This is a genomic window from Neorhizobium galegae, assembly GCF_017877055.1.
Taxonomy (GTDB): Bacteria; Pseudomonadota; Alphaproteobacteria; order Rhizobiales; family Rhizobiaceae; genus Neorhizobium; species Neorhizobium galegae_D.
This window is the reverse complement of record NZ_JAGIPG010000002.1, coordinates 837,463-856,128: the sequence shown is the minus strand read 5'-3', so window position 1 is coordinate 856,128 and position 18,666 is coordinate 837,463. Positions and strand designations below refer to the sequence as shown.

Sequence of the window (18,666 nt, the reverse complement as noted above, 5' to 3'; positions counted from 1 at the left end):
GCCGGTACCGAAGACCCTGATGTGCCGATGGCGGCGGTCAGTTCCGCCAGGCGCAGGCGTTGCCCAGCATTCGTATCGTTAAGCGTATTTCCCATGAGGTTCCGAGCCGCCCCGAAAATTTTGCGGCCGTTCTTGACTCATCCGCCGGCCGCCCTTATCTCGACGCTGGCTGGCACTCTCCAAGCGGGAGTGCTAACAGCACCGAGATACGGGTTTCACCCGTCCATGTCATTTGATCGAGGGATTAGACAATGGCAAGCACCAATTTCCGCCCCCTTCACGACCGCGTCGTTGTTCGTCGCGTCGAATCCGAAGCCAAGACCAAGGGCGGCATCATCATTCCTGACACCGCCAAGGAAAAGCCGCAGGAAGGCGAAATCGTCGCCGTCGGCACCGGCACCCGCGACGACAAGGGCAACATCACTGCTCTCGACGTCAAGGCCGGCGACCGCGTCCTGTTCGGCAAGTGGTCGGGCACCGAAGTCAAGCTCGATGGCGAAGACCTTCTGATCATGAAGGAATCCGACATCATGGGCATCATCGGCTGATTTCCGGCCGGTTGCTCTTCATTCGAAATCGCTGACACCCCTTTTCAGGAGTTATCAAAATGGCAGCCAAAGAAATCAAGTTCGGCCGCACCGCGCGCGAAAAGATGCTGCGCGGCGTCGACATTCTCGCTGACGCAGTCAAGGTAACGCTCGGCCCGAAGGGCCGTAACGTCATCATCGACAAGTCCTTCGGCGCTCCGCGCATCACCAAGGACGGCGTATCGGTCGCCAAGGAAATCGAACTTGACGACAAGTTCGAAAACATGGGCGCCCAGATGGTCCGCGAAGTTGCTTCGAAGACCAACGACATCGCCGGCGACGGCACCACGACTGCTACCGTTCTTGCCCAGGCGATCGTTCGCGAAGGCAACAAGGCCGTCGCAGCCGGCATGAACCCGATGGACCTGAAGCGCGGTATCGATCTCGCCGTTGCAGACGTCGTCAAGGATCTCCAGGCCAAGGCCAAGAAGATCTCTACCTCGGAAGAAGTCGCACAGGTCGGCACGATCTCGGCAAACGGCGACAAGCAGGTCGGTCTCGACATTGCTGAAGCCATGCAGAAGGTCGGCAACGAAGGCGTCATCACGGTTGAAGAAGCCAAGACCGCCGAAACCGAACTCGAAGTCGTCGAAGGCATGCAGTTCGACCGCGGCTACCTCTCGCCCTACTTCGTCACCAACCCGGAAAAGATGGTCGCCGACCTCGACGACGCTTTCATTCTCCTCCACGAGAAGAAGCTCTCGAACCTGCAGGCGATGCTCCCGGTTCTCGAAGCCGTCGTCCAGACCGGCAAGCCGCTCCTGATCATCGCTGAAGATGTCGAAGGCGAAGCTCTTGCAACGCTCGTCGTCAACAAGCTGCGCGGCGGTCTCAAGATCGCTGCCGTCAAGGCTCCGGGCTTCGGCGACCGCCGCAAGGCCATGCTCGAAGACATCGCCATCCTGACGGGCGGCACGGTCATCTCCGAAGACCTCGGCATCAAGCTCGAAAATGTCACGCTCGACATGCTCGGCCGCTCCAAGAAGGTTTCGATCTCCAAGGAAAACACCACGATCGTTGACGGTGCCGGCGCCAAGTCCGACATCGAAGGCCGCGTTGGTCAGATCAAGGCTCAGATCGAAGAAACCACCTCCGACTACGACCGCGAAAAGCTGCAGGAACGTCTGGCCAAGCTCGCCGGCGGCGTTGCCGTGATCCGCGTCGGCGGTTCGACGGAAGTCGAAGTCAAGGAAAAGAAGGACCGCATCGACGACGCTCTCAACGCGACGCGCGCTGCCGTTCAGGAAGGCATCGTACCGGGCGGCGGCGTTGCCCTGCTGCGTTCTTCCACGAAGATCGCTGCAAAGGGTGCCAACGACGACCAGGAAGCCGGCATCAACATCGTTCGCCGCGCTCTTCAGTCGCTGGTTCGCCAGATCGCTGAAAACGCTGGTGACGAAGCTTCGATCGTGGTCGGCAAGATCCTCGAAAAGAACGAAGACAACTACGGCTACAACGCCCAGACGTCTGAATATGGCGACATGATCACCATGGGCATCGTCGACCCGCTCAAGGTCGTTCGTACCGCCCTGCAGAACGCAGCTTCGGTTGCTTCGCTGCTGATCACCACCGAAGCCATGATCGCCGAACTTCCGAAGAAGGAAGCTGCTGGCGGCGGCATGCCTGGCGGCATGGGCGGAATGGGCGGCATGGACATGATGTAAGACCCCCGGGTCTTACATCTGAGCCAACCGGTTCAGTTCGGAAAGGGCGATCCTCGGATCGCCCTTTTTGTTTGTCTGTGGGATGGAGCCCGGCTGACAAAGACCCAGACCACAATTACAGTCGCGCCATGAGTTTCTTCGAGAGCCTGCTCGTCCTGCTGCTTGTCGCGATCGTGCTCCTGCAGATCTCGCGCCGGCTTTCCGTGCCCTATCCGTCGATGCTGGCGCTTGCGGGTGCCGCGGTCGCGCTGGTGCCCGGCATGCCCTATATCTCGCTCGATCCGCACACCGCGCTCGCGCTGTTCATCGCGCCGGCGCTGCTCGATGCTGCCTTTGATTTTCCGATCGGGATCGCCCGACGATTCTGGGTTCCGCTGCTCGTCTTTGCGATCGGCGGCGTATGCGCGACCGCGGCCGTCGTCGCCTTTGCCGGATGGGCGTTTGCCGGGTTGCCGATTGCAGCCGCGCTCGTGCTCGGGGCGATCGTCGCTCCCCCCGATGCGGCAGCGGCGACGGCGGTGCTGTCGTCTATGTCGATCCCCCGCACCACCGATACCGTGCTGCGCGGCGAGAGCCTGTTCAACGACGCGGCTGCGCTCCTGATCTTCGATGCGGCGCTGTCCGTTCAATCGGCCGGCAGCCTCGATACGGGCGTCGCCTTGCATCTTTCCGTCGCGGTCCCGGGCGGCATCCTGCTCGGCATCCTGGCTGCCTGGGTGGTCCGGCATCTTATGCGCTTCGTCGCCGGCACGCTCGGCGGCATCCTCTTGCAGTTCGTGCAGACATTCCTTCTGTGGATCGTCGCAGAACGCCTCGGCCTGTCGGCGGTGCTCGCCATCGTCGCCTTCGCGATGACGCTTGCGAGAAGCAGCGAAGCCCGCTCCTCGGCCCGCATGCGCGTGCAGTCCTATGCGGTCTGGACCGCGGTCGTGTTCGTGCTCAACGTCATGGCCTTCCTGCTGATGGGCATGCAGGTTCGCGACATCGTCGGCGGAATGCCGGCGGATCATCTTTGGGATGCCGTGCATTTTTCGCTGATCACCATCGTGATCGTCGTCGTCGTCCGTTTCATCGTCTGCGTCGGTTACAACCGCCTCACCGCCTGGCACGAGCGCAGCCGCGGCAGGCCGGAACCCGCGACAACGACCCAGGCGCTGCTGGCCGGCTGGTGCGGCATGCGCGGCCTGGTGACGCTCGCGACCGCCTTTGCCCTGCCGGTGGACTTTCCGCAGCGCGACGTGGTGGTGCTGACCGCTTTTTCGGTGGTTCTTGCGACCCTCGTCGTCCAGGGGCTGACGCTCACTCCGATCATCCGATGGCTCGGCCTCGACCGCCGGGCCGAGGGGCATGGCGAACTCGCCGTCCTGCGCGGCAAGATCGCCCTCGCCGGCCTTTCCAGGCTCGACGGCGCGGCCGAGACGGAGGCGGAACTGCTGCGCTCCAAGTTCCGCATCGAGCAGTTGGCCGCTTCCCGTATTGAGGACGCCACCTCTCTCGAGACCTACCGGCGGCTGGCCTTGACGGCGATTGCCGCGCAGCGGGAAGAGCTGGAAAAGCTTCGCTCGGTGCACAAGGTCAATGTCGACGAGTACAATCTGCTGCTCGAAGAGATCGACTGGCGCGAGCTCTCTGTCCTGCCGGAAGACGCGCGCCGGATCGAGGAGATCTGATCCGCTGTCCAGTCGAGATTTGCGGCGAGCACCGGAAATGCCGATGCAATCGACGTTTCAGGTCAGTCTCCCCGTGGAGTTCTCTGCCGTCTGGAGCAGAAAGCGGCGCAGCATTCGGCCGCACGGAGGATCGTCTCCTTTTATCGAACAAACCGTCAATCATCGTTCATCTTCCGGATACGGATAAAATCGGGCACATAGCTCCCAGAGAATTTAACCCGCGTGTCCCAACCAGAGACACCGATCCGGAGATCTAAAAATGTCCACCACCACGACCAATTCCCTGCTTCTCGTCGGCCGTATCCTTCTGTCCGGCATGTTCGTCATGTCCGGCTTCCAGAAGCTCGTCGATCCCGCCAGTACCGCCGGCATGATCACCGGTGCCGGCCTTCCCGCCGCCACGCTGCTGGCCTATGCCGCAGGCCTCTTCGAACTGATCACCGGCCTTGCCGTGCTGACCGGCTTCCAGACGCGCATCGCAGCGCTGCTGCTGGCCGCCTTCTCGGCTTTTACCGCGTTCGTCTTTCATTCGGGCGCCATCAACGTTCCGGGCTTCCCGGAGGCCGCCAACGGTCTGTTGACGCTCTTTAACAGCCTGATGATGATGAAGAACCTGACGATTGCCGGTGGCTTCCTGGCTCTCGCCGCAGTCGGCGCCGGTGCATTTTCTGTCGATGCCCGCCGCGGTTCTGTCGCAATCGCAGCCTAAGCTTTCGAAATTCCCTGCCCAAGACTGCCCGCCGGATGAAAAGTCCGGCGGGTATTTTTTATGATCTCAGTCGGTCTGGACTGCCGGCAGTTCGCTCATTTCGGGCAGCCAGGAAACGGCCGAACGACACCATATCTGGCGCTGCGGCTTCAACTCCGCCCGCTGGTCGATACTGCCCCAGCGGATACCCCAGATTCTCGCCGCCTCACCCTCGCCATTGACGAAAAGCGGCGAGCCGCATTCGGGGCAGAAATACTGCTGGCGGACGCGGCCGCTCTCGGCCACCTTGCGGTAGAGCTTTGGCTCGTGCCCGGTGAGCTTCAGATCGCTTTCCGGGACGACGGCGGTGACGCGAAACGGCGAACCGCTGAGCGTCTGGCAATCGGTGCAATGGCAGATACTGATCCGCTTCGGGTCGAGTTCGGCCTCATAGGTCACATAGCCGCAATGGCATCGACCGGTCACATGCATCGTGCTTCCTCCTCTTCAAAACTCAGAGCGCGGCGCGGACTGCCTCCACGATCCTGGCGACCCGCGGATCCTGCTCGTGAGCCGGCTTGCGGGCCCTGACCAGGCAGGCCTCGGATTTCAGGATGACGCCATCCGAGAGGATCTTCAGGTGGTTGGCCCTGAGCGTCGATCCCGTCGAGGTGATGTCGACGATGATATCCGCCTGGCCGGCAGCCGGCGCGCCTTCCGTGGCGCCGAGGCTTTCGACGATGCGGTAGAGCTGGATGCCGTGCTGGCTCGAAAAGAACTGCTGGGTGAGCCGCCAGTACTTTGTGGCGATGGCGAGCCTGCGGCCATGACGGGCGCGAAAATCCGCCGCCACGTCGCCAAGATCGGCCATGGTCTCGACGTCGAGCCAGATCTCCGGCACGGCGACCACGACATCCGCATGGCCAAAACCGAGGCGGGCACAGAATTCGACGCGTCCGTCAGCGCCGGCCATGCCTTCGCGCACCAGGTCTTCGCCGGTGACGCCGAAATCGACGGTGCCGCTCGCAAGCTCGCGGGCAATCTCGGAGGCGGAGAGATAGGCGATCTCGACGCCGTCTATCCCCTCGATGCGGCCGCGATAGGAGCGGTCGTTGCCGACGGCGGAAATGGCGAGCCCGGCGCGCTCAAACACACCGGCGGTATCTTCCTTGATGCGGCCCTTGGAGGGTAGGGCAATGGTGATCGTGCTCATCTCGATGCCCTCGCAGCTTCAATCCGGTCTAGCCAGAGCGAGAAACCGACGGCCGGGATATGCTCTTTTGCACCGAGCAGGGTCAGCAGCCGGTCGAAACGGCCGCCGCCGGCAAGCACGGCAGACGAGCCCGCCTCGGTCACCTCGAAAACGAGGCCGGTATAATAGTCGAGCGGACGGCCGAAGGCGGCGCGGTAGGTCATGGCCGAGAGATCGGCGCCGGCATTGGCGAGCGCCGCCAGCCGGGCATCGAAGCGGGAAACCGCAGCGCCGAGCTTCAGGCCGGCGGCATCGGCAAAGCCGGCCAAGGCAGCGGGCGCTTCGGCGAGCGGCAATTGCAGCGTCAGGAATTCGCGCAGCAGGAGCAAAGCAGTTCCGTCGAGCCGGGTTTCGGCCAGTTCCAGTTTTTCCTTCAGCCTTCTCGCGATCTCGACCGGCGAACGGCTGGCATTGGTGGAGTAGCCAGTTTCCTGCATGGTGCGGTCGATGTGGGCCACAAGGTCAGCCTCGCTGTCCGAGGCGATCAGTCCGGCGATCTGCGGATCGAGGCCAGCGACCGGCTGCGGCCTGGCGAGCCGTTCCAGCAGGGCTTCCAGATGGGCCATATCGCCGAACGCATGGATCAGCCGACGCTGCCAGCCGAACGGCAGGCCGAGCGCCTTGACCACCGCCTCGAACACTGCCTGGTCGCCGAGCGTGAGCGCGAGCTTGCGGCCGGGCAGCAGCGCTTTCAGGATGCCGGTCGCATCACCGATGGCGCGGGCGTCGGAACTGGCGATATCCTTGTCGCCGAGATCCTCGATGCCGGCCTGGTAGAATTCATGGGAACCCTCGCGCCGCTGGCGGAAGACTTCGCCGAGATAGGAATAGCGTTTCGGGGTGCCGGTGGCCGTTTCGATGTGACGCAGGCAGACCGGAATGGTGAATTCCGGGCGCAGACAGAGATTGGCGCCCGTCTCGCTTTCAGTCAGGAAGATGCGACGGCGCAGGTCTTCGCCGGCCATGTCGAGGAAGGGTTCGGCCGGCTGGATGACGGGCGTATTGACGCGTTCGGTGCGGCGGGCGGCAAATTCGGCGAGGAGGTCGGTGGAGAAGTCCGGCATGTCGATCAGGGGCATGGGATCGCTCCCACTATGCCACGAAGCCCCCCTCTGCCTTGCCGGGCATTTCCCCCACGGGTGGGGAGATCAGAAGCGGCATGACCGCCGTTTCCAAAGCGACGCTGCGAAAAGTGGGACATCAAAGAGGAAACGAGGCGCAAGCCGCCAGCCGATCGCCCCCCTTGAGGGGGAGATGCCCGGCAGAGCAGAAGGGGGTAAACCTCACGCATTGCCTGCCCTTCTCCGATCCTCCGCCTGGGCCGACAGGATTTCCTTCACCTTGGCGACCAGATCCGCCTCGGGAACGGTATCCTGCGCCACACGCGCCTCGCGCCAGCTCGCATTGTCCTCGATCTCGCCGGACAGGCGCTTGCCTTCGATCAGGTCCTTCAGCTGCACGACGCCCTGCGCCCGCTCGTCGCCGCCCTGGATGATGGCGATCGGGCAGCCGCGGCGGTCGGCATATTTCAGCTGATTGCCGAACTTCTTCCAGTTGCCCTGATACATTTCGGCACGGATGCCTTCGTTGCGCAGCGTCTGGGTGAAACGCTGGTAGCGGCCCATGCTCTCGACATCGCCATCCATGACGGTGATCAGAACCGGGGCGATCACCTCGTCCTGGCCGAGCTTGCCAAGGTTTTTGAGCGCCGTCATCAGGCGCGAGACGCCGATCGAGAAACCGGTCGCCGGAACCGGCTGGCCCATGAAGCGCGACACGAGACCATCATAACGCCCGCCGCCGCCGACCGAACCGAAGACGACCTTTTCGCCCTTTTCGTTGGTGACGTCGAAGAGCAGTTCGGCTTCGAAGACCGGGCCGGTGTAATATTCGAGGCCACGGACGACGGAGGGGTCGATCTTGATGCGATCCGGGCCGTAACCGGCGCTGACGGCAAGCGCGCCGATCGTGTTCAGTTCGTCGACGCCTTCGCCGCCCTGCGCCGTGCCGGCGACAAGTTCGCCAAGCTCGGCGGCACTTTCGGCGTAGTTCTTGATGCCGACGAAGAAGAGCACCTTCTCGATTTGCTCTTCGCCGAGGCCCGCGCCCTTGGTGAAGTCGCCGGATTCATCCTTGCGGCCGGCACCAAGCAACAACCTGACGCCTTCGGGGCCAAACTTGTCGAGCTTGTCGATGGCCCGTAACACGTTCAGCCGCTGTCCACCCTTGTCGTCGCCCCCAAGCCCGATCGCCTCCATGACGCCGTCCAGAACCTTGCGGTTGTTGACGCGGATCACGTAGTCGCCTCTGCTGATACCGAGCGCTTCCATCGTATCGGCCATCATCATGCACATTTCGGCATCCGCCTGGACGCCCGGCGCACCGACGGTATCGGCGTCGAACTGCATGAACTGGCGGAAGCGACCAGGACCCGGCTTCTCGTTACGGAAGACGTAGCCGGCGCGATAGGTGCGGAACGGCAGCTGGATCTCGTTGAAATTTTCCGCGACATGGCGGGCGAGCGGCGCCGTCAGGTCGTAGCGCAGGCTCATCCACTGGTCGTCGTCGTCCTGCAGCGAAAAGACGCCCTCGTTCGGGCGGTCGCTGTCGGGCAGGAATTTTCCGAGCGCGTCGGTATATTCGAACAGCGGCGTCTCGACCGGGTCGAAACCGTAGCGCTCGTAGACCTCGCGGATCTTCGCGGTCATCTCGTTGGTGGCATGGATATCGGCGGCGGAACGATCGACGAAGCCGCGCGGCAGGCGGGCTTTCAGTTTCTGAGGTTTCTTCTGCTTGTCGCTCATGATCGGAATTCCATTGCCAAGGCCCCGGAGAGGCCGGATTTGTGTGCGGTTTCTTAGAGGATAGAGGCCGGAGCGGCAAGGGCGGCGGCTGGTGAAGAATCGCTTCGGCTGCTATCCCTGCCCCATGCTCACCGAAGCTCTCCAATATGCCGCGACCTCCGCTGTCACGCCATCAGAATTCCATCCCTTCGTCCGCTCGTCCGTCAGCCTGTGGTCGCGGGCCGGGCGGTGCGCGACGGACTGGGGGAGCCACGAGGAGAACTGCAAGGCGTTCATTCGCGAGACGGTCGCCAGAATGAAGCAGCGGCGCACCGTGGTCGTGCTCGGCTCGGGTCTGCTGCGGGACGTGCCGATCGATGATCTGGCGGCAAAATTCGATACGGTGGTGCTGGTCGACCTCGTGCATCTGGCGAGCGTGCGGATGCGGCTGAAGGCAAAGCGGTTCCGCAACGTCCGGCTGATTTCGCGGGATCTTTCCGGTTTCGACGATGCGGCCGCGGCCAAGGTTGTCGAGCCGCTCTCATTCCTGCGGCAGGTGCCGTATCTCGATCTCGTGGTTTCGGCCAATATCCTGTCGCAGATCGGGGTGGCATCGAAGCGCCGGCTGGAAGCCGAAAATAATCCCGCACGAGGCGAGATCTTGCAGCGGCTGATCCTGGCGCATCTCGACGGTCTCGCCGCACTGCCCTGCAAGACGGCCCTGATCACCGACACGGCCTATCGCGTCACCGATCGTGGCGGGCAGGTGCTCGAAGAGGCCGACCTGCTCTGCGGCGTGCCCGCGCCGCCGGCGAAACGGGCGTGGACCTGGCCGGTCGCGCCCTATGGCGAACTCAGCAAGGAATATCAGGCGGTGCACGATGTCATCGCCTTGTGATGTTCAAGCGGTTGATTTCCGCAGAGACGATCGTAGATTCAAAGCCATGTCACGCCTTGCCGCCATCATGATGTTTTTCGCCTGGCTGCTTTACGGGGCCATGCCGGCCGTTGGCATGCCTTCTATGCCGGTGCCGGCCGAACATACCGCGCAGGTCATGCAGGACCGCGCCCAGCACCGCGACCATGGCACGACCACCGAGATGGCCAAGGCATCGCATGCTCATGGGTCACCGCAGCAGCCCTGCCCGCATGGCGGCAAGACCTGCGTTACGCCCTTCTGTGCCGCCTGCCTGACGCTGCTGCCGGCACTGGCGATCGGCGATGGTGGCCGGTCTGCCTATGCCTATCCTTCGCCAGCCATCGAGCAGGTGCCGGTCTCTCCGCCAACCGCGCCGCTGACACCCCCTCCCCACGCCTGACGGAATTCCAAGCGACGTCATCATTAAACTCTGTCGGACACGGAAAAGGAAACCCTATGTCTGCAAAAATCATTTTCATGGCCGCCACCTTCTCCGCTCTCCTCACCGGCCCGCTCGCCGCCCAGGAGATGAAGGGAATGGATCATTCCAAGATGAACATGCCGACGGGCGGCAACCCATCCACCAAGGCATTCGAAGATGCGAATGCCAGGATGCACAAGGACATGGCGATCCAATATTCCGGCGATACGGATGCGGATTTCGTGCGCAGCATGATCCCGCATCACCAGGGCGCGATCGACATGGCCAAGATCGAGCTTGCGCATGGCAAGGATCCGGAAATCCGCCAGCTCGCAGAGGCCGTCATCAAGGCGCAGGAGGCGGAAATTGCCGAGATGCGGGCCTGGCTGAAGGCGCACGGCAAGTAACAAGTCTTGATGATTGTGAGGCCGGGCAGGCTTTCGTCTTGCCCGGCGCCCGCTTCTTCGCCATATCAGCGAATGGAGGCAGATTCATGCGCCCGATTACCGCTATCGGCTTCGATGCCGACGATACGCTCTGGCAGAACGAACAATATTACCGGCTGACGGAGGAGCACTTCGCCACGCTGCTCGGCGAGTTCGCCGAAGGCGCGCATATCTCCGAGCGGCTGCTGGACGCGGAAAAACGCAATCTTTCCCATTACGGTTTCGGCATCAAGGGGTTTACCCTGTCGATGATCGAGACGGCGATCGAGATCACCGGCGGCAAGGTGCCGACCAGGATAATCGGCGAAATCCTCGACATCGGCCGTGACCTGCTGCGCCATCCGGTCGAAACCCTGCCGCATGTGGAAGAGACGCTGGAGGCCTTGAACGGCGAATACCTGCTGGTGTTGATCACCAAGGGGGACCTGTTCGACCAGGAACGCAAGCTCGCACAATCCGGCCTCGGCGATTTCTTCGATGCGGTCGAAATCGTCAGCGACAAGAACGCCACCACCTATCGCCGCATCTTCTCGAAAGTGGCGGACGGGCCGGAACGGGCGATGATGGTCGGCAATTCGCTGAAATCGGACATCGTGCCGGCGATCGCTGCCGGAAGCTACGGTGTGTTCGTGCCGCATGCGCTGACCTGGGTCCTGGAACATGTGGACGCGCCGACCGCAGCCCCGCGCTTCCGCCAGATCGACCATCTCGGCGAACTGGTTTCGGTGATCTCGAAGATCACGGGCGCTTGAATTTCAGCCTCAGTTCGTCGACCTCTCGCTGGCAGAAGCAGCCGTCGAGATGGTCATTGACCATACCCATGGCCTGCATGAAGGCATAGACGGTAGTCGGTCCGACGAAGGTCCAGCCGCGCTTCTTCAGGGCTTTCGACAGTTGTACCGATACCGGCGTGGTGGGATTGGCCCTCAGCGTCGCAAGATCCATCACCGCCGGGCGCAGATGTGGGGCCGGTTCGAAGCTCCAGAAGAATTTGGCGAGCGAGCCGAACTCGCGCTTGAGTTCGATGGCGCGGGCGGCATTGTTGATGGTCGAGACGATCTTGCCGCGATGGCGGATGATGCCCGCATCGGCGAGGCAGCGGGCGATATCCGCCTCGCCGAACCGCGCAACCTCGACGAAATCGAAACCGGCAAAGGCGGCGCGGAAATTTTCGCGCTTGCGGAGGATGGTCAGCCAGGACAGGCCGGACTGGAAACCTTCGAGGCAGATCTTTTCGAACAGCCGGACATCGTCGGTCACCGGCCGGCCCCATTCCTCGTCATGATAGTGCCGGTAGTCTTCGAGGCCGCCATGCCAGGCGCAGCGCCCCTTGCCGTCCTCGCCAACGATGATTCCCGCCTTTTCCATTCCCAATTCCTTTAGCCCCGAGCGTTGGTTAACGGCTTTTCCGCCGGCTTTAACATCGGTCAACCATGTTTCAAAACCGGGCGGTAACCCTGCCAAAAGGTTTATAGGCCGGCCGGCTTTCAATGTTCCACCCGTTTACCATTCGCTTTCACCTCGCGGTCACCATGTTCGTCAACACGGACGCCAAATTATCAAGTGTTTGAAGGGCGTCCGGTCGGTGATTTGTAACGTGTGGATCCGATCATGAAGAAAACCCTTTTCCTGGCCCTCGGCCTTGCGACTGCCTTGTCGAATATTGCCCTTTCCGGTACCGCCCTTGCCCAGGACCGCTATCGCGAGCGCCCGCCCGTCGTCGTCAGCCCCGATCTTGCCGCCCCCTGGGTGATGCAGCTTGCGGGGCCGAACGGCCGCCCGGTCGTCTATCCGCGCCAGGCCGCCCAGCCGCGCCCGGTTTACCAGCAGCGTGAAGCCTATCAGCAGCGCGAGCAGCAGCCGATGGTTCGCCGCGGCATCTTCGACCGCTCTCCCGTGCAGCAGGTGGCGATGCGGCCGCAGCCGATCCGCGGCCAGATCGAACCGCAGTTCCTGCCCCAGACGGTCGCCTACGACACCAAGGAAAAGGCCGGCACGATCGTCATCGATACCAACAACCGCTTCCTTTATCTGATCACCGGCAACGGCCAGGCCCGCCGCTACGGCGTCGGCGTCGGCAAGCCGGGCTTCGAATGGGCAGGTGAGCACCGGGTGAGCCGCAAGTCCGAGTGGCCGGACTGGACCCCGCCTTCCGAAATGATCCAGCGCGAAGCCGCCAAGGGGCATTACCTGCCGGCCCGCATGGACGGCGGACCGGAAAACCCGCTCGGCGCCCGCGCCATGTATCTCGGCTCGACGCTCTACCGCATCCACGGCACCAACGCGCCGTGGTCGATCGGCAGCGCCGTCTCCTCCGGCTGCATCCGCATGCGCAACGAAGATGTCACCGATCTCTACGAACGGGTGAATATCGGAACCAAGGTCATCGTCATGTAACGCCAGCCGGTCCGCCAAGGTGAGGCGGCGAAGACACAGTCCCGCCGCCTTTTTACCATCACATCTTCTTTATTGGACCTACCCCTGCTTGTTTTGCCGCCCGAGTCGGTTAGCCTCCGCCGTTCAACAAATCGGAGAGGACCTTAGGATGAGGATTGGGGGAATGAGGACAGGCAAGACCCTCGCGATGGCCATGGGGATGGCTGGCGCGATCTTCTTCACCGCCGGACATGCCAGCGCATTCGGCCCGGCAGCGCCGTTTATCGAACGCCCGACGAGCGACGTGACGCTGGTCGCGATGCCGCGGGAAGTGCCGGAAGAATTCAAGCGCCGCATGGTGCGCTTCTCATCGACCGAGAAACCCGGCACGATCATCGTCGATACCAACAACAAGTTCCTCTACTATATCGAAGGCCCCAACCGGGCGACCCGCTACGGCATCGGCGTCGGGCGCGAAGGGTTCGGCTGGTCAGGCGTCGTCAATGTCGGCCGCAAGGCGGAGTGGCCCTCCTGGACGCCGCCGGCCGAGATGCGCGTCCGCGAACGTCGGGCCGGCCGCATTCTGCCGGCCGTGCAGGAAGGCGGCATCGACAATCCGCTCGGCGCCCGTGCCATGTATCTCTACAAGGGCGGCCGCGACACGATCTTCCGTATCCACGGCACCAATCAGCCCTGGACGATCGGCCTCAACATGTCGTCCGGCTGCATCCGCATGATGAACAAGGATGTCGAGCATCTTTATTCGCGCGCCGACATCGGCACGAAGGTGATCGTCATCGGCCCCGGCAACCGGCAGGGGGACGTCGATTTCAAGGATCGCGGCATCGATATTTTCGGCACAATTTTCGGCGGCTGAGACACCCGGCCAAAGGTCAAAAAGGGCAGCAAAAACTGCCCTTTTCAGGGGTTTAGACTTCGTTAACCATAAATCGCCTAGCTTCGTCGGCGACTGATGCAGAAAAAGCACAGACCGCCGATGCATCCGCCGCTAAACATTGAGTCATCAAAAGCCAACGTTCCTCCCTGCAGGCTGATTCATGCGCAAAATTCTTTCTTTCGCCTTCGCTTCCACGCTTCTCACCGCTGGTCTTGCTTATATTGCTCCGGCTCAGGCGGCCGACATGACACCAGCAACCCCGGCCTATGTGGCCCCGGTTCACACCGGCGGATTTGAAATCTCCGGCTACGGCGGTTACCAGTTCACTCCGCACTCCGACGTCGACGTCTCGGACGGACCTGATTTCGCAGCCGGCTGGGATACCAAGCCCTTCGCGATGCCGCCCTACTGGGGTATCCGCGGCACCTATTGGTTCGACGGCGGCGCCCTCACGAACTGGGGTGTCTCGCTCGATTACACCCACGCCAAGGTCTATGCAGACGACGAAACCATGGTCAAGGCCGGCGGCTGGAGCGTCTTCGAATTCACCGACGGCCTGAACCTGCTGACGCTCAACGCGCTCTACAAGTTCCCGATCGAAGGCAGCAAGTGGACGCCTTATGTCGGCGCCGGTGTCGGTATCAACGTGCCGCATGTCGAAGTGACCCGTGCTTCCGGTCGCACGTTCGAATATCAGTTCGGTGGCGCGACCCTGCAGGCCCAGGCCGGCATTCGCTACCAGTTCACCGAAAAATGGTCGGGCTTTGCCGAATACAAGGGCAACTACTCGTTCGTGGATGTCGACATCGACAGCGGCGCTTCACTCAAGACCAACATCCTGACGCACGCCATCAACCTCGGCGTCTCCTACAAGTTCTGAGGCTTAAAACCCTTGACGAAAAAGCCGGCGATTTCGCCGGCTTTTTTGTTGGACCGAATTTATCTGGCCGGGATATTTTCCGGCTTCGGGCCGCCATAGGCCCAATCCAGAAGCTCCACCGTGTGGAGGATGGGGATGGCCGTGCCGGAGGCGATCTGGGTGATGCAGCCGATATTGCCGGTAGCGATCACATCTGCCTTGGTGGCCTCGATATTCCGCACCTTGCGGGCCTTCAGCTGCGCCGAGATTTCCGGCTGCAGGATGTTGTAGGTGCCGGCCGAACCGCAGCAGAGATGCCCCTCGCCCGGATCGCGCACCGTGAAGCCCGCCGCCTTCAGCAGGTTCTTCGGCGCCATGGTGATCTTCTGGCCGTGCTGCATCGAACAGGCGGAGTGATAGGCGACGTTGAGTCGCTTCGGTTCAAGCCTCGGCAAATCAAGTGTGGACAGATATTCGGTGATATCCTTGGCCAGGTTCGATATCCGCGCCGCCTTTTCAGCGTAGGCTGGATCGAGGCGGAGCATGTGGCCGTAGTCCTTGATCGTCGTGCCGCAGCCCGACGCGGTGATGATGATCGCATCGAGGCCGCCATTGTCGATCTCGCGCGTCCAGATATCAACATTGCGACGGGCGAAATCGAGCGCCTGCTCCTCCCGGCCCATGTGATGCACGAGCGCGCCGCAACAGCCCTCGCCCTCCGGCACCACGACTTCGATACCGAACCGGGCCAGCAGCCGGAGCGTCGCGTCGTTGATGCCCGGATCTAGCACCGGCTGGGCGCAGCCCGACAGGATCGCGACACGGCCACGCTTCTCGATCTCCGGAGCATGCGTGCCGGGCGCCGCCGAGCCTGAAATCCCGGCGACAGATTTCGGCGCAAGATCCAGCATAGCCCACAGCGGCTTCAGCACTTGCACACGCTTCAGAAGCGGCGCGAAGGGACGGCCGAGCTTTGCGAGAGCGAGTGCGGCGCGGAAACGAGCGGGATAAGGCAGGACAGCGGCAAGCAGGTTGCGGATCAGGCGGTCGACCAGCGGGCGGCGGTAGGTGTTCTCGATATGGATGCGAGCATGGTCGACCAGATGCATGTAGTCGACGCCGGAGGGACAGGTGGTGACGCAGGCAAGGCAGGACAGGCAGCGGTCGATATGGGTGACCACTTCCTCGTCCGCCGGGCGGCCGTTTTCCAGCATGTCCTTGATCAGATAGATGCGGCCGCGCGGGCTGTCGAGCTCGTTGCCGAGGGTGACGTAGGTCGGACAGGTGGCGGTGCAGAAGCCGCAATGCACGCAACGGCGGAGAATCTGTTCGGATTCGGCGACATGCGGATCAGCGAGTTGGGCGAGGGTGAAGTTGGTTTGCACTAAAGGATCCCTCCCGCTGTCGGGGATGCGTAGCCCATCTTGCCCGGGCAAAAAATGCCGGCCGGGTCGAGCTTCTGTTTTACGCGCGCCGAGAGTGCCGCCACCGCATCCGGCAACGGCTCGAAAGCCGAGGTTTGGGCGCGCACCGCATCCGATGCCCGCAGAAGCGTCGCGTGGCCGCCACCGAGAGCACGGATATAGCGGCGCAGCAAATCGGCTTCCGGATCGGCTTCCATGCGCATCCAGACCAACCCGCCCTGCCAATCATAAAAGGCATCGACGCCGGTTTGGAGCCGGAGGGCGGCGACGAGCTGGTGGCCTGCAGATGGGGCAACGGAGACCCGCCAGACCGGTTTCAACGTCCCATCGGAATAGGGATAGACATCGCGGATCTGGCGCCAGAGCGTTTGGCTCTCCTCCGATCCGAGGCGCGAAACCGGGCCGAATGCCTCCATCACTGCAGCGAGTTTTTCGGCACGCACGGAAACCGAGGCGACAAGGCCTTCGAGGCGCAGGACGGTCGCCTCCCCGCTCGGCAATGCACCGCCGAGGAAACGGAACCGGACGGTCTGCGGCAGGTGAGCTGCGCCCGAAACTTCGACCGGCAGCGCCATCGCCGCCGCCATCGCCTTTGCGGCGGCCGTGTCATCGAGGCCGGAGATGACGATGGTCTCCACCGTCTGCGGCACCGGCAACACCCGGAAGGTCACCTCAGTCAGGAACCCGAGCGTGCCTTGCGAACCGGCGAGCAGCTTGACGAGATCGAGGCCGGTGACGTTCTTCATCACCCGTCCGCCGGCGCGGATTGCCTCGCCCCGGCCGTTGATGAACCGGATGCCGAGAAGGCTATCGCGCGCAGCGCCGGAAACGAAACGGCGCGGGCCGGAGACATTGGCGGCGAACACGCCGCCAATCGTCGGTTCGCCGAGCGTACCCATGACGCCGCGGTGATCCATCGGCTCGAAGGCCATCATTTGCCGGTTGGCGGCAAGCGCCGCCTCGATCTCGGCGACCGGCGTGCCGGCTCTCACCGTCATCACCATTTCCGCCGGCTCGTAGTCGACAATGCCGGAAAGGCCGGTCGAACTCACCATTTCGGCCGGCTCGACGGAATTGCCGAAACCGGCGCGAGTGTTGCCGCCGCACAGCGCGAGCTTCTTTCCATCACCCGCGGCATTGCGGATGATGTAGGCGGCGTCCGTTTCGGAATTCGGTATCAGCGTCATGCGGCAGGCCGTCCATCCAGCGGAAAGACCTTGGACGGGTTGAGTATCCAACCTTCATCGAAAGCGTAGCGCACCGCCATCTGCTGGTTGAGATCGGCCTCCGAATACTGGTGGCGCATCAGGTCGCGTTTCTCGATGCCGACGCCGTGCTCGCCGGTGAGGCAACCGCCGGCATCGACGCAGAGTTTCAGGATCTCGTTGCCCGCCTCTTCGGCCCTGGCCGCATCCTCGGGGTCGTTGGCGTTGAACAGGATCAGCGGGTGCATGTTGCCGTCGCCGGCATGAAAGACGTTCGCGACCCGAAGCCCGAAACGATCGACGATCTCGGAGGTCTTGTTGAGCACATAGGAGAGCTTGCCGAGCGGCACCGTGCCATCCATGCAGATATAGTCGGCGATGCGACCCGTGGCGCCGAAGGCGGACTTGCGACCTTTCCAGATCAATGCCGCCTCGGTTGCCGACTGGCTTTCACGCACGGTCTTGACGCCATGGCGTCCGGCGATCTCGACGATCGCTTTCAGCATCGCCTCCATCTCGGCCTCGGAACCCTCGACTTCAACGATCAGCAACGCTTCCACGTCGAGCGGGTAACCCGCATGGGCAAATGCTTCGCAGATCTCGATCGCCGGCTTGTCCATGAATTCGATGGCGACCGGAATGATGCCGGAGCCGATGATATCGGCAACGCAGGCGCCCGCATGTTCGGATGTATCGAAGCCGAACAGGACCGGGCGGGCGCCTTCCGGCTTGGCGATCAGCCGAACCACGGCCTCGGTGACGATGCCGAGCTGGCCTTCGGAACCGCAGACGAGGCCGAGCAGGTCGTAACCCGCCGCATCCAGATGTTTGCCGCCGAGCTCGATCACCGTGCCGTCGACCAGCACCATCTTTACGCCGAGCAGGTTGTTGGTGGTGACGCCGTATTTCAGACAGTGGGCGCCACCGGAATTCATGCCGATATTGCCGCCGATGGTGCAGGCGAGCTGCGAGCTTGGATCCGGCGCATAGAAAAATCCGTCGACGCCGACCGCTTCGGAAATGTTGAGATTGGTGACCCCGGCCTGCACGGTGGCGGTACGGTTGGCGTAATCGACTTCCAGGATGCGCGACATCTTGGACAAGCCGAGCACGACCGCATCCTCCTGCGGGATGGCGCCGCCGGAAAGCGAAGTGCCGGCCCCGCGCGGCACGACCGGAATGCCATAACGATGACAGTATTTCATCACCGCGGCCACCTGCGCCGTGGTCTTCGGCAAGGCGACCGCAAGTGGCAGGCGGCGGTAGGAGACGAACGCATCGGTCTCGAACGGCACCAGCTCGCGCGCCTCATGCACCAGGCATTCAGGCGGCAGCAGCTCGGTCAGGTCGGCAATGATCGCCGCCCGGCGCGACAGCACCGCATCGCGGGGCTTCAGAAAACTGATCGTATCGGCCACCGGCTCCTCCTAAAGACATTCAACTGGTATACTTTTTTTACCAGTGATACAAGGAG

General features: G+C 62.7%; 19 protein-coding genes. 11 read left to right on the top strand and 8 right to left on the bottom strand.

The genetic code is table 11. From position 1 onward, the window contains the following. Positions 1-251: 251 nt before the first annotated feature. The 4 genes from groES to J2857_RS14385 all read left to right on the top strand — a co-directional run bounded on the left by groES (position 252) and on the right by J2857_RS14385 (position 4,630). Positions 252-548, top strand: a complete 297-nt coding sequence (groES, locus tag J2857_RS14400; protein WP_007752582.1) for a co-chaperone GroES — start codon at positions 252-254, stop codon at positions 546-548. A gap of 59 nt (positions 549-607) precedes the next feature. Further along, the gene (gene groL, locus J2857_RS14395; RefSeq protein ID WP_210010814.1) at positions 608-2,251 is read left to right on the top strand and encodes a chaperonin GroEL; all 1,644 of its coding nucleotides are present in this window, start codon (positions 608-610) and stop codon (positions 2,249-2,251) included. 128 nt (positions 2,252-2,379) lie between these two features. Beyond that, positions 2,380-3,921, top strand: coding sequence for a cation:proton antiporter (locus tag J2857_RS14390; protein ID WP_210010813.1), 1,542 nt, complete (start codon positions 2,380-2,382; stop codon positions 3,919-3,921). A gap of 259 nt (positions 3,922-4,180) precedes the next feature. Further along, complete coding sequence (locus tag J2857_RS14385) at positions 4,181-4,630, top strand: DoxX family protein (protein WP_210010812.1); 450 nt, start codon at positions 4,181-4,183, stop codon at positions 4,628-4,630. 66 nt (positions 4,631-4,696) lie between these two features. Here the strand turns inward: J2857_RS14385 and J2857_RS14380 are convergent, their stop codons facing one another. The 4 genes from J2857_RS14380 to hisS form a co-directional block, all read right to left on the bottom strand. After that, positions 4,697-5,101 (bottom strand): GFA family protein, encoded by a 405-nt coding sequence (locus J2857_RS14380; RefSeq protein ID WP_210010811.1) that lies wholly within the window; start codon positions 5,099-5,101, stop codon positions 4,697-4,699. A 22-nt stretch (positions 5,102-5,123) separates the two neighbouring features. Further along, positions 5,124-5,822 carry an ATP phosphoribosyltransferase gene (gene hisG, locus J2857_RS14375; RefSeq protein ID WP_210010810.1) on the bottom strand — a complete coding sequence of 233 codons (699 nt, stop codon included), beginning with the start codon at positions 5,820-5,822 and terminating at the stop codon, positions 5,124-5,126. Next, the gene (locus J2857_RS14370; protein ID WP_210010809.1) at positions 5,819-6,940 is read right to left on the bottom strand and encodes an ATP phosphoribosyltransferase regulatory subunit; all 1,122 of its coding nucleotides are present in this window, start codon (positions 6,938-6,940) and stop codon (positions 5,819-5,821) included. The genes hisG and J2857_RS14370 overlap by 4 nt, the downstream gene beginning before the upstream one ends. A gap of 204 nt (positions 6,941-7,144) precedes the next feature. Further along, on the bottom strand, positions 7,145-8,665 hold the full coding sequence (gene hisS, locus J2857_RS14365; RefSeq protein WP_210010808.1) for a histidine--tRNA ligase: 1,521 nt from the start codon (positions 8,663-8,665) through the stop codon (positions 7,145-7,147). A 124-nt stretch (positions 8,666-8,789) separates the two neighbouring features. Here hisS and J2857_RS14360 point away from each other — a divergent pair, with 124 nt between their 5' ends. From J2857_RS14360 to J2857_RS14345, 4 genes are all read left to right on the top strand, one after another. Beyond that, positions 8,790-9,542, top strand: coding sequence for a hypothetical protein (locus tag J2857_RS14360; RefSeq protein ID WP_210011676.1), 753 nt, complete (start codon positions 8,790-8,792; stop codon positions 9,540-9,542). A gap of 46 nt (positions 9,543-9,588) precedes the next feature. After that, positions 9,589-9,963 carry a hypothetical protein gene (locus tag J2857_RS14355; RefSeq protein ID WP_210010807.1) on the top strand — a complete coding sequence of 125 codons (375 nt, stop codon included), beginning with the start codon at positions 9,589-9,591 and terminating at the stop codon, positions 9,961-9,963. A 56-nt stretch (positions 9,964-10,019) separates the two neighbouring features. Continuing rightward, positions 10,020-10,391: a CopM family metallochaperone gene (copM, locus tag J2857_RS14350; RefSeq protein WP_210010806.1), complete on the top strand. Its 372-nt coding sequence runs from the start codon at positions 10,020-10,022 to the stop codon at positions 10,389-10,391. Positions 10,392-10,477: 86 nt separating this feature from the next. Next, positions 10,478-11,182 carry an HAD family hydrolase gene (locus J2857_RS14345; protein ID WP_210010805.1) on the top strand — a complete coding sequence of 235 codons (705 nt, stop codon included), beginning with the start codon at positions 10,478-10,480 and terminating at the stop codon, positions 11,180-11,182. Here J2857_RS14345 and J2857_RS14340 read toward each other — a convergent pair. Continuing rightward, a complete protein-coding gene (locus J2857_RS14340) occupies positions 11,169-11,798 on the bottom strand; it encodes a DNA-3-methyladenine glycosylase I (protein WP_210010804.1) in 630 nt (209 codons plus the stop codon). The two genes, J2857_RS14345 and J2857_RS14340, sit on opposite strands and share 14 nt — an antisense overlap. A gap of 240 nt (positions 11,799-12,038) precedes the next feature. Here J2857_RS14340 and J2857_RS14335 point away from each other — a divergent pair, with 240 nt between their 5' ends. The 3 genes from J2857_RS14335 to J2857_RS14325 all read left to right on the top strand — a co-directional run bounded on the left by J2857_RS14335 (position 12,039) and on the right by J2857_RS14325 (position 14,584). Continuing rightward, entirely contained in the window at positions 12,039-12,827 is a 789-nt protein-coding gene (locus J2857_RS14335) for a L,D-transpeptidase (RefSeq protein WP_210011675.1), read from the top strand. Positions 12,828-12,990: 163 nt separating this feature from the next. Then, positions 12,991-13,683 (top strand): L,D-transpeptidase, encoded by a 693-nt coding sequence (locus tag J2857_RS14330; RefSeq protein WP_210010803.1) that lies wholly within the window; start codon positions 12,991-12,993, stop codon positions 13,681-13,683. A 265-nt stretch (positions 13,684-13,948) separates the two neighbouring features. Beyond that, positions 13,949-14,584, top strand: a complete 636-nt coding sequence (locus tag J2857_RS14325; RefSeq protein ID WP_245363341.1) for an outer membrane protein — start codon at positions 13,949-13,951, stop codon at positions 14,582-14,584. A gap of 59 nt (positions 14,585-14,643) precedes the next feature. Here the strand turns inward: J2857_RS14325 and glcF are convergent, their stop codons facing one another. The 3 genes from glcF to J2857_RS14310 are packed head-to-tail and all read right to left on the bottom strand — an operon-like array spanning position 14,644 to position 18,610. Beyond that, positions 14,644-15,948: a glycolate oxidase subunit GlcF gene (gene glcF, locus J2857_RS14320; RefSeq protein WP_210010801.1), complete on the bottom strand. Its 1,305-nt coding sequence runs from the start codon at positions 15,946-15,948 to the stop codon at positions 14,644-14,646. Further along, the gene (locus tag J2857_RS14315; RefSeq protein WP_210010800.1) at positions 15,948-17,174 is read right to left on the bottom strand and encodes an FAD-binding protein; all 1,227 of its coding nucleotides are present in this window, start codon (positions 17,172-17,174) and stop codon (positions 15,948-15,950) included. Before J2857_RS14315 ends, glcF begins: the two co-directional genes overlap by 1 nt. Next, positions 17,171-18,610, bottom strand: coding sequence for an FAD-linked oxidase C-terminal domain-containing protein (locus J2857_RS14310; protein ID WP_210010799.1), 1,440 nt, complete (start codon positions 18,608-18,610; stop codon positions 17,171-17,173). Before J2857_RS14310 ends, J2857_RS14315 begins: the two co-directional genes overlap by 4 nt. Positions 18,611-18,666 lie beyond the last annotated feature (56 nt).

What these genes read in the sequence shown, in the direction of transcription:
- hisS (WP_210010808.1), bottom strand. Translation starts at nt 8,665, where the DNA reads ATGAGCGACAAGCAGAAGAAACCTCAGAAACTGAAAGCCCGCCTGCCG.
- J2857_RS14385 (WP_210010812.1), top strand. Translation starts at nt 4,181, where the DNA reads ATGTCCACCACCACGACCAATTCCCTGCTTCTCGTCGGCCGTATCCTT.
- J2857_RS14360 (WP_210011676.1), top strand. Translation starts at nt 8,790, where the DNA reads ATGCTCACCGAAGCTCTCCAATATGCCGCGACCTCCGCTGTCACGCCA.
- hisG (WP_210010810.1), bottom strand. Translation starts at nt 5,822, where the DNA reads ATGAGCACGATCACCATTGCCCTACCCTCCAAGGGCCGCATCAAGGAA.
- J2857_RS14345 (WP_210010805.1), top strand. Translation starts at nt 10,478, where the DNA reads ATGCGCCCGATTACCGCTATCGGCTTCGATGCCGACGATACGCTCTGG.
- J2857_RS14340 (WP_210010804.1), bottom strand. Translation starts at nt 11,798, where the DNA reads ATGGAAAAGGCGGGAATCATCGTTGGCGAGGACGGCAAGGGGCGCTGC.
- groL (WP_210010814.1), top strand. Translation starts at nt 608, where the DNA reads ATGGCAGCCAAAGAAATCAAGTTCGGCCGCACCGCGCGCGAAAAGATG.
- J2857_RS14330 (WP_210010803.1), top strand. Translation starts at nt 12,991, where the DNA reads ATGAGGACAGGCAAGACCCTCGCGATGGCCATGGGGATGGCTGGCGCG.
- groES (WP_007752582.1), top strand. Translation starts at nt 252, where the DNA reads ATGGCAAGCACCAATTTCCGCCCCCTTCACGACCGCGTCGTTGTTCGT.
- J2857_RS14355 (WP_210010807.1), top strand. Translation starts at nt 9,589, where the DNA reads ATGTCACGCCTTGCCGCCATCATGATGTTTTTCGCCTGGCTGCTTTAC.
- J2857_RS14390 (WP_210010813.1), top strand. Translation starts at nt 2,380, where the DNA reads ATGAGTTTCTTCGAGAGCCTGCTCGTCCTGCTGCTTGTCGCGATCGTG.
- J2857_RS14380 (WP_210010811.1), bottom strand. Translation starts at nt 5,101, where the DNA reads ATGCATGTGACCGGTCGATGCCATTGCGGCTATGTGACCTATGAGGCC.
- copM (WP_210010806.1), top strand. Translation starts at nt 10,020, where the DNA reads ATGTCTGCAAAAATCATTTTCATGGCCGCCACCTTCTCCGCTCTCCTC.
- J2857_RS14325 (WP_245363341.1), top strand. Translation starts at nt 13,949, where the DNA reads ATGACACCAGCAACCCCGGCCTATGTGGCCCCGGTTCACACCGGCGGA.
- J2857_RS14315 (WP_210010800.1), bottom strand. Translation starts at nt 17,174, where the DNA reads ATGACGCTGATACCGAATTCCGAAACGGACGCCGCCTACATCATCCGC.
- J2857_RS14370 (WP_210010809.1), bottom strand. Translation starts at nt 6,940, where the DNA reads ATGCCCCTGATCGACATGCCGGACTTCTCCACCGACCTCCTCGCCGAA.